Origin of the sequence: Staphylococcus sp. NRL 16/872, assembly GCF_022815905.2 — a bacterium.
Classification (GTDB): domain Bacteria; phylum Bacillota; class Bacilli; order Staphylococcales; family Staphylococcaceae; genus Staphylococcus.
In genome coordinates, this window is sequence record NZ_CP119327.1 from 453,870 (window position 1) to 463,493 (window position 9,624).

General features: G+C 33.4%; 9 protein-coding genes. 8 read left to right on the plus strand and 1 reads right to left on the minus strand.

The features are described 5' to 3' along the window. The 7 genes from MT340_RS02135 to MT340_RS12850 all read left to right on the plus strand — a co-directional run bounded on the left by MT340_RS02135 (position 1) and on the right by MT340_RS12850 (position 8,299). Positions 1-1,602 carry a gamma-glutamyltransferase gene (locus MT340_RS02135; RefSeq protein ID WP_243603533.1) on the plus strand — a complete coding sequence of 534 codons (1,602 nt, stop codon included), beginning with the start codon at positions 1-3 and terminating at the stop codon, positions 1,600-1,602. A 254-nt stretch (positions 1,603-1,856) separates the two neighbouring features. After that, the gene (gene xylB, locus MT340_RS02140) at positions 1,857-3,344 is read left to right on the plus strand and encodes a xylulokinase (protein WP_243588578.1); all 1,488 of its coding nucleotides are present in this window, start codon (positions 1,857-1,859) and stop codon (positions 3,342-3,344) included. A 262-nt stretch (positions 3,345-3,606) separates the two neighbouring features. Beyond that, entirely contained in the window at positions 3,607-4,668 is a 1,062-nt protein-coding gene (locus tag MT340_RS02145; protein ID WP_284120866.1) for a hypothetical protein, read from the plus strand. A gap of 564 nt (positions 4,669-5,232) precedes the next feature. After that, positions 5,233-6,279 (plus strand): PTS sugar transporter subunit IIC, encoded by a 1,047-nt coding sequence (locus MT340_RS02150; protein ID WP_243588580.1) that lies wholly within the window; start codon positions 5,233-5,235, stop codon positions 6,277-6,279. A 2-nt stretch (positions 6,280-6,281) separates the two neighbouring features. Continuing rightward, positions 6,282-6,968 carry a serine dehydratase beta chain gene (locus tag MT340_RS02155; protein WP_243588581.1) on the plus strand — a complete coding sequence of 229 codons (687 nt, stop codon included), beginning with the start codon at positions 6,282-6,284 and terminating at the stop codon, positions 6,966-6,968. A gap of 13 nt (positions 6,969-6,981) precedes the next feature. Next, a complete protein-coding gene (sdaAA, locus tag MT340_RS02160; RefSeq protein ID WP_243588582.1) occupies positions 6,982-7,881 on the plus strand; it encodes an L-serine ammonia-lyase, iron-sulfur-dependent, subunit alpha in 900 nt (299 codons plus the stop codon). Positions 7,882-8,068: 187 nt separating this feature from the next. After that, on the plus strand, positions 8,069-8,299 hold the full coding sequence (locus tag MT340_RS12850) for a hypothetical protein (protein WP_334311001.1): 231 nt from the start codon (positions 8,069-8,071) through the stop codon (positions 8,297-8,299). 43 nt (positions 8,300-8,342) lie between these two features. Here the strand turns inward: MT340_RS12850 and MT340_RS02165 are convergent, their stop codons facing one another. Beyond that, positions 8,343-8,837, minus strand: a complete 495-nt coding sequence (locus MT340_RS02165; protein ID WP_243590221.1) for a GNAT family N-acetyltransferase — start codon at positions 8,835-8,837, stop codon at positions 8,343-8,345. 168 nt (positions 8,838-9,005) lie between these two features. Here MT340_RS02165 and srtA point away from each other — a divergent pair, with 168 nt between their 5' ends. Further along, complete coding sequence (gene srtA / locus MT340_RS02170) at positions 9,006-9,614, plus strand: class A sortase SrtA (RefSeq protein WP_243588583.1); 609 nt, start codon at positions 9,006-9,008, stop codon at positions 9,612-9,614. Positions 9,615-9,624 lie beyond the last annotated feature (10 nt).

Sequence of the window (9,624 nt, forward strand, 5' to 3'; positions counted from 1 at the left end):
ATGAATATCTATAATAAAGTGATGCTCACTATTATTTTAATAGTGACGATTCTGATTTCATTTACATTTTATTATTTTAAAAAAGAAGATAGACCTGATAAAGACACTTTATTTGAGAATAAAATTACAAATCATAAATCCTCTGGCACTAAGAAGACATATGGCGTGGCTTCTAACAATGCCATCGCAACTAGAGTAGGGAACAAGATTATCGAAGACGGGGGCAATGCCGTTGATGCTGCCATGGGCGTTTCATACGCACTTGCAGTGACAGAACCCCATTCTTCTGGATTAGGCGGTGGTGGCGCTACATTGACTTATGATGGCAAAGATGGCGAAGAACCTAAAATGTATGAATATAAAACGATGTCTTCTTTCAATTATAAAAAAGGTGATCAGATAGGTACACCTGGATTTGTGCAAGGCTTACATGATATGCATGAACGCGAAGGTAAAATGGATGAAAAGAAAGTCTTTAATTACGTTATTCCTTTAGCGGAAGATGGTTTTGAAGTGGATGCAGAGTTAGAACGTAGTTTGAAAATGTTTGGCTCTGATATTGATCGTGATTCACCTTTCTTCAAAGGAAAACGCACGGTACGTGAAGGTGATGTTGTAAAACAAGAAGACTTAGCCGAAACGTTAAGAAAAATTAGAGATGATGGTACAGGCTATTTCTATAAAGATATTGGGAAGAGTATTTCCAAACAACTAGATGGTGAATTAAAGGAAGATGACTTTAAAGCTTTCAAGACAGAAGAGAAGAAGCCCGTTAGTACTAAATATTTAAACAACACTGTCTATGCAGCATCTAATCCACTTGGTGGAACGTTGATGTTACAAGGATTAAAAATTGACGAAAGCGTAGATACACAAAATAATCGTTCCGACTTTATTTCAGGCATCATTAAATCTCGTGATGTCATGTATAGGAATAGAGATATCGTTAACGGTCAAGAAGCTAGTAGTGATACTCACTTATCTCAAGATTATCTATCTAGTCGTTTAAATAGTATTAATTCAGTTGCGGGCGCTGATAATGGAAGTGACTTCAATACGCAGCAAATTGATAATACAAGTACCACACATTTTGTAGTGATTGATAAGAACGGTAAACTTGCCAGCACTACTAACACGTTATCTAGTTTCTTTGGGTCAGGAAAATTTGTAAAAGAAGGGTTCTACATGAACAACTCATTAACAAACTTCTCGAATGATCCTAATAGCCCTAACTATGGTGGAAAACATAAAGCACCACGTTCATTTACATCACCAACAATCGTGGTTGGCCCTGACTTCTATATGGGCATTGGTACACCAGGAGGAAATAAAATACCAACCATTCTTAATGAAGTCATTATAGATTACTTAAGAGGCAATGGGACATTACAAGAATCTATTGATAAACCACGCTTTTATAACGACGGGGGTACTGTCTATTATGAAAATGCTATGAGTGACGAAGATATTAATGAATTTAAACGTCTTAATTATGGCGTACAAGAAAAACGTAATGACCCTAACTTTGGTAGTATTCAAGGTGCTATTTATAATAAAAATGATCACACTGTAGAGCTTGGTCATGACGTAGGTAACAGATAATATTAAATAAATTTATGTAAAAGCAGTACAATGAAATCATTTTAACTAAAATTGATTCCATTGCACTGCTTTTTTTCATTAATAAAAAGTAAATAATATAGTGTCATCTATTGAAATTACAGATAAAATCGATATGATAAACGTATAGGTTAGAATAATTAATTTTATTTTTATAAAAAATGTAAACAAATTGAATTGATTTCATAGGTGGACTTTTCGTATTTTAAATGAAGTATAAAAAGGATGGAGCAGTCATGAAAGAAGTTGTGTTAGGCATTGATTTAGGAACAAGTGCAGTTAAGATTATTGCAGTTACTCAACAAGGTGAGGTGGTTGCATCAACAAGTGAACCACTTACATTGATTCAAACACGTCCGGGGTATAGCGAACAAGATCCTGCTGAGTGGTTTGAAGCGATTAAACAGGGCATTAAGCATCTTAATCAAGAATTAAAAGCATCTGATTATGTAGTTAAAGGCATTTCATTTTCAGGACAAATGCATGGTTTAGTCGCATTGGATGCTAGTCATGCACCAGTACGCAATGCAATTTTATGGAATGACACACGCAACTCTGAACAATGTCATCAAATCAAAGATGTGTACGGAGAACGTTTAAATGGTAATCCTATTCTTGAAGGATTTACATTACCGAAAATGTTATGGGTAAAACAACACGAACCTGAGATTTGGAACCAAGTAGATGTCTTTGTTTTACCGAAAGATTATGTACGTTATTGTTTAACTGGTCAAGTTCATATGGAGTATTCAGACGCGGCAAGTACGCTATTACTTAGTCCACAAACACATGATTGGACACGTGACGTTGGAGAGTGCTTTGGGATTGGTGATATTTATCCACCTTTAGTTCGTTCTACAGCATTTGTTGGAGAAGTGGTTCCTGAGTTAGCACAAGAATTTGGCTTTACTGAACCAGTAAAAGTCTTTGCAGGTGGTGGAGATAACGCTTGTGGTGCTATTGGTGCCGGTATTATTAATGATAACGATACACTTTGCAGTATTGGCACTTCTGGTGTGGTTTTAAATGTTGAAAAAGATAGCTACACAGATTATCACAATAATATTCATTTCTTTGACCATAGTGTGCCACAAACATTTTATGCAATGGGTGTAACGTTAGCAGCGGGTTATAGTCTCAGTTGGTTAAAGAAGACATTCTTCGAAGATGTTTCATTTGATGATATTGTGAAACAAGCCAGTACCTCTTCTGTTGGTGCAAACCATCTCTTATTTGCACCTTATTTAGCTGGAGAACGTACACCACACGGAGATGCGTTTATACGTGGAAGTTTCATTGGAATTAGTGGCAGTCATACGAAAGTTGATTTTGCGCGTGCCGTACTTGAAGGTATTACGTATTCATTATATGACTCTATTCAATTGATTCGAGAAGCGGGTAAAGAAATTACGCACGTGACTTCTATTGGTGGAGGCGCGAAGAGTGCATTTTGGTTACAAATGCAAGCCGATATTTTTAATGCTACTATCCGAAAATTAAAACACGAAGAAGGACCAAGCATGGGAGCTGCAATGATTGCAGCATACGGTTTAGAGTGGTTTAACTCATTTGATGAATGTGTTGAACAATTTATCGATATAGAGCGTACCTTTGAACCCAACCTAGAACGCCATCGCCAATATGAAGCGTATTATCATATCTATCAACGAATATATAAACAAACACATCATTTAACTGAAGCGTTATTAAAGGTTGAGGATTAAAAATTAATATTAAAAGAGAAACGAGCTGGAATTTATAGTTCGTTTCTCTTTTTTGATGATTAAAAAACCAAACATTTAAAATGTTAATTTTCGAATGTTTTTTTATACAGAAAATAAATATTTGTAAAATGAATTTTTGAGACAAATGGCTAGAAATAATTAATAAATAAAAATATCTATTTTAAATAGGATTATATTGACAAAAATATAAAATGAGCGTTTAATATGACTATAAAATATAATCCTTTAACGCATCATAGACATGTCTAACAATGAAAGGATGAAATATATGTTAATTAGCAAGCAAGAACTGTATGAAAGTGTCTGGCGTAATCATTTAAGAACATTTGCTTATATTAATGAGTTAGATTACGAGGCATTACAAGCTACCATACATAAATATGGCATTCCTTTACCAAATAGGAAACAATTAGAACAGCACATTTTAACTCCTCCAACGAAATTTATTTCATTAGATGATTCTTCTTTGCTTATTTCATTAAAAGAAGAACCTCCACTTGATCGCACAGTCGATGATTTATATTTTCTAAATTTGTATCCACTAGATATACGTGATCAAATTATCACTTCTTATTACTATCTACAAAGCATTAATTTAAAATCTAAGACACTGCAAAAACGCCATTTTTTCTTCACAGACACCAAAATAAAACCACTTCTGTCAAATTTAAAGATTGATATTTTATTATTTACAGAATATCTTCTTTTATTTAAAATACTTTGTACCCATCTTCAAAAAGCAAATTTTAAGGTAAGTATTAAAAACAATATTTTATATTGCGAATTAGAAGACTATAAAATTGAAATAACTCTAAGTACTTTGTCTTCTAGTGAAACTACAGAAGATATAGTAGAGGTTCATTTGAGTGGTTTCTGTAAGTATGTCCCTACAATAGAAATAGGTAAATCGATTAAAATACATTTCAATAAACAATTCTTTTTATTAGAATTATTTCTCACAATTCTTAAATTTCCTGAAAGTTTAATATTAGAAGAATATCGTTTAACAAAACATAATTCATTACTTTCTCAAAAATTAAAGTCATATGTAAACCCATACCCAAAACAACCTCTGTTTCATTTTGATACTTTTAAACAACTTATTATTGCTTATAAAAATGCCAACATACAAACTTCTTTCTTAGAATGGTTACAAACCACCAACGCAACTTATTTAATTCCACGAGACACCGCATTTCAACTATATAAACAGCTTTTCCATGCAAACTACCAACCCACTGAATTTATAACTAAGCGCCAGTATTACGAATTAATTAAAATACTAGTGGGTGCATCCTTATAAATAAGTACTATTTAATTAGATCGCCTCCAAACAACTTCTTTACAAAAATGATTTAAATAATGAAGAAATTATATTAATAAGTAATTGGTGAAATTTGATATAATGTAATAACACTTATATTATATGATCTATTTAGGTTGAAATATTTATATTTAAAAAATTAAATGTTTAAAAAGATAGCAAGTGTGTAAACATAAAATCCCAAAAGATTTTTTATTTCTCACTTGCTATTTTCATGTGAGCAAAATATTAGAATCTAAACAAAAATGACGTTACAGTATAAGATGCATTCGAAGACAACTACACAACAAATTGAATTGTAGCAAATTTTTTGAGATTGGGATAAGTAGTTTACAAAGTTACTTTTTACAGTGTAAAATGTTAAGAAATAGTTATTTGTTAACAATTTTTGGCAAAATTAAATTTTTTTATTCTTCAAAAAGTCTCTAAATGTTATTTATTTCACAATTTGGTCTTATTTCACTCTTTAGATGTATTGAAATCGTTTTCTATAGGGTGTAACATATTCATGGTTGATAAATAAATAGAAAGAGGTTTTGGGGAATGAATATTATTTTAGGAGTTGGCACCCTTGTATTAGTGCTTATCGTTATGACGCTTTTCTTAAACTTTGCGCCATACGGTAAACAAGGACTACAAGCATTATCAGGGGCTGCTTGTGCAACGTTCTTACCACAAGCGTTCTTAAGTTACGCTATTGGTGGCGTTTTTCATATCCAATTTTTTCAAACAATTGGTGATTTAGTAGGAAGTTTAGCAGGAGTAGCAGTTGGGATTTTAACATGTTTAAATCTTGGCGTTTCACCTGTATTTGCAGTTATTGTAGGTCTAGTCTTACATGACTTTAAATTATTACCAGCATTTATTGCAGCTTATTTAGTTGCTTTCGGTATTAAATTTATTGAGAAAAAAGTTCCAGAAGGTTTAGATTTAATCGTTGTTATTTTATTAGCACCAGCAGTTGCATTTGGTTTAGCGAAACTTATTAGCCCAGGAGTTATGGCGGTATTACACCAAATTGGTGGTGCGATTACTTCTGTAGGTGATAGTCATCCATATGCATTAGCAGTTATTCTTGGATTAGTAATTCCAGTAACAGGTATGACACCATTAAGTTCAATGGTATTAACTAGCTTGTTAGGACTAACTGGAATTCCAATGGCTATCGGTGCATTAACATGTACTGGTTCTTCATTCGTTAACGCTGTTTTATTCAGCAGACTTAACATTGGTGGAAGTAAATCAAAAGCATTTGCTGTCTTCATTGAACCATTAACACAAATCGATTTAATCGCTAAGTACCCTTTACAATTATACGGAACAAATGCCCTTATCGGCGTGGTAAATGCATGTATTGTAACATTTAGTGGATTAGTAATAGGCGTTAAAGGTATGGCAACACCAATCGCAGGTGCAATTGTATTATTCGGCTTTAATAATCCAACTAAATCAGTTATTACAATTATTGCAGTCGCAATCACAAGCGTAATTTTAGCGTTTATTTTCAGTACTTTAATCAAAAAATTCAATTTGATGGATATGAGTATGAAATTGCCTAGTAAACAGAAACAACCTAAGGAGAGTGTTTAATAATGGCCACTAAAAAAAGCTACGATTATCAAAGCGCGTTTGATATCATCGGACCTGTCATGATGGGACCTTCAAGTTCTCATACAGCAGGTGCTGTTAAAATTGGAAATGCTGCCTATTCAGTATTAGGCAATATACAACCAGAAAAATTAACAATTCACTATTATGAATCTTTCGCAAAAACACACCAAGGTCACGGAACTGATTTAGCAGTTATAGGTGGCTCAATGGGTTATAGCACATTTGATAGCCGTATCAAAGATTCTATAACGATTGCTAAAGATCAAAAAATTGATATAGATATTATTGAAGAAGATGGAGAAAGCATTGGGGAGCATCCTAACTGTGCTTACTTAATCGCTGAAGCTAATGGTCGCCATATTGAAGTTATTGGAAACTCAATTGGTGGCGGTACAATTAAACTAAAAAGAATTAGTGTTGAAGGACTAGAAGTTAACTTTAACCATGGTTTACCTATTTTAGAAATGGACGGCAAAATTGACAAATCTGAAGTCAATCATTTCTTAAATGATATTAGTGAACTTGGTGCATCAATTGATGAGGAAATGATCGAAACGGGCAAAGATCATAGTTTAGCGGTTTTACCATTAACTAAAGCATTACCTGAATCAACGTTAAATCAAATTAAAGAAAAATATAGTCACTTAAACATATCCTATATAAAATAGAGGGGGATTGAAGATGTTTGATTCAATTAGAGAAACTATAGACTACGCAGTTGAAAACAAAATGTCTTTCGCGGATATTATGATTAAAGAAGAGATGGAGCTTTCTGGTAAATCTCGCGAAGAAGTTAGAGAAACAATGAAACAAAACCTAGAAGTTATGCGTGACGCTGTGAAAAAAGGTACAACAGGTGACGGCGTTGAAAGTGTAACAGGTTATACAGGTCACGATGCAGCAAAAATTCGTGATTATAATGAAAATAACCGTGCTTTAGCTGGTTATGAAATGATGGAAGCTGTTAAAGGTGCCGTAGCAACAAACGAAGTTAACGCAGCAATGGGTATCATTTGTGCTACACCAACAGCAGGTTCCTCAGGTACTATTCCTGGCGTATTATTCAAATTAGAAAAAACACATGACTTAACAGAAGATCAAATGATTGATTTCTTATTTGTCGCTTCATTATTCGGTCGTGTTATTGCAAATAACGCAAGCGTTGCCGGCGCAACTGGTGGTTGCCAAGCAGAAGTTGGTTCTGCATCAGCAATGGCAGCAGCTTCAGCTGTAGCAATTACAGGTGGCGAACCAGAAGCATCAGGTCATGCAATGGCATTAGCAATCAGTAACTTATTAGGTCTTGTATGTGACCCAGTAGGTGGATTAGTTGAAATCCCATGCGTAATGCGTAACGCAATTGGTTCTGGTAACGCATTAATTTCAGCTGACTTAGCATTAGCTGGCGTAGAAAGCCGTATCCCAGTTGACGAAGTTATCGAAGCAATGGATAAAATTGGTCGTGGCTTACCAGCAGAACTTAGAGAAACTGGTCTTGGTGGCTTAGCAGGTACACCAACTGGTGAAGCAATTAAGAAAAAAATCTTTGCCGATGCAGCAGAAAATCCAGTTAAAAACTAATTTTTATTGAATAATAGAAGTAGACCATTCTTGAATGCGCTTTAGTCATTCGAGAATGGTTTTTTTATTTGTTTTAGAAAAGGTAGTCCCAAATATACAAAACCTTAAAAATAATTTACAGAAAATTAAAAAAGTTATTGCAAAATTTCACTCTTGTGTATAAAATAGCTCCAAAGGGGCTGATGATATGCTTAGATTATGTATCATCTTTTTAGTATTTGTCATTAACACAACGATTACACATTATTTCACAGTGAAGGGAACTTGGGAGAATCTCTTATTTGAATCAATGTCTTTAAGCATGATTTTAGTGTTTCTGTTTTATTATGTGGGTTTTGTTATTGAGGAGAAAAAGAGGAAACAAATAGAAGAGTTACAAGAAAAACTATTTACATTTCAAAAACAAGTGGACGAATAACCGTTCACTTGTTTTTTATGACTGAGAGAAATTGAGATATAGATTATTTGTCGAATAGGTCATATTGATAAAAAGCAAGGTCAAGCCAACGTTCAAATTTATATCCTACATTTTTTATTGTACCTGAATGAGTAAATCCGAATTTTTCATGCAATTTAATGCTACCCTCGTTTGAAGCATCTATTCCTGCAATGATAGTGCGATAATTTCTTTGTTTGGCATCTTTTATTAAATGACTAAGCAGTTGTGAAGCAATGCCTTTTCCACGATAACACTTATCTACATAAATCGAATGCTCAATTGAATATAAATAAGCTGGCCAATTTCTAAATTGTCCATATGTAGCAAATCCAACTACTTTCTTATCTCGTTCATAAACAAAGATAGGCTCATTTGCGAGTATTTTAGTTTCAAACCAACTTTCACGTTCTTGCAACGTTTGTGCCTCATAAGTATAAACTGCCGTTGTATTTAAGATAGCCTCATTATAAATATCTAGTATAGCTTCTAAATCTTGTCTTTTAGCATTTCTAATCAAGTCTTCACCTACTTTAGTATTTTTCATTATTTTAAAAGGTTGAACCTATATAGAGCAAATGTTTGTGATAAAACCTTACAATTAAACTGAAAAAATTAAATTAAAATAGTGGTTTAAAAGTGATATACTATGAGCAAATAGCGACAAGTTTAAAGGAGTACCTACACAATGAAGAATTGGACAAGCCATTTGATGACTATTATAGGTATCATCTTAATTCTAGTGGCAGCATATTTATTTGCCAAACCACATATAGACAATTATCTACATGAAAAAGATAATGATAATAAAATTGAGCAATATGATAACAATGATAAAAAAGAAGCAACCCAAAAAGAAACGCCGACTATTCCTAAAGATAAATCAAAAATGGCAGGTTACATAACTATTCCAGATGCAGAAATTAAAGAACCAGTCTATCCTGGACCAGCAACGCCAGAACAATTAAATCGTGGCGTAAGTTTTGCGGAAGAAAATGAAAAATTAGACGATCAAAATATTTCAATAGCTGGCCACACCTTTATTGATCGTCCACATTATCAATTCACTAACTTAAAAGCTGCTAAAAAAGGAAGCAAAGTCTACTTTAAAGTGGGTAATGAAACGCGTAAGTATAAAATGACAAGTATCCGTGACGTGAACCCAGATGAAGTCAAAGTCTTAGATGAACATAAAGGTGAAACCAATCAATTAACATTAATCACTTGCGATGACTATAACGAACAAACAGGCATATGGGAAAAACGTAAAATCTTCGTAGCAAAACAAATTAACTAAAAAACTTCAA

Coding starts and splice junctions, on each gene's coding strand:
- MT340_RS02155 (WP_243588581.1), top strand. CDS start 6,282: ATGGCCACTAAAAAAAGCTACGATTATCAAAGCGCGTTTGATATCATC.
- MT340_RS02145 (WP_284120866.1), top strand. CDS start 3,607: ATGTCTAACAATGAAAGGATGAAATATATGTTAATTAGCAAGCAAGAA.
- MT340_RS12850 (WP_334311001.1), top strand. CDS start 8,069: ATGCTTAGATTATGTATCATCTTTTTAGTATTTGTCATTAACACAACG.
- MT340_RS02135 (WP_243603533.1), top strand. CDS start 1: ATGAATATCTATAATAAAGTGATGCTCACTATTATTTTAATAGTGACG.
- sdaAA (WP_243588582.1), top strand. CDS start 6,982: ATGTTTGATTCAATTAGAGAAACTATAGACTACGCAGTTGAAAACAAA.
- xylB (WP_243588578.1), top strand. CDS start 1,857: ATGAAAGAAGTTGTGTTAGGCATTGATTTAGGAACAAGTGCAGTTAAG.
- MT340_RS02150 (WP_243588580.1), top strand. CDS start 5,233: ATGAATATTATTTTAGGAGTTGGCACCCTTGTATTAGTGCTTATCGTT.
- srtA (WP_243588583.1), top strand. CDS start 9,006: ATGAAGAATTGGACAAGCCATTTGATGACTATTATAGGTATCATCTTA.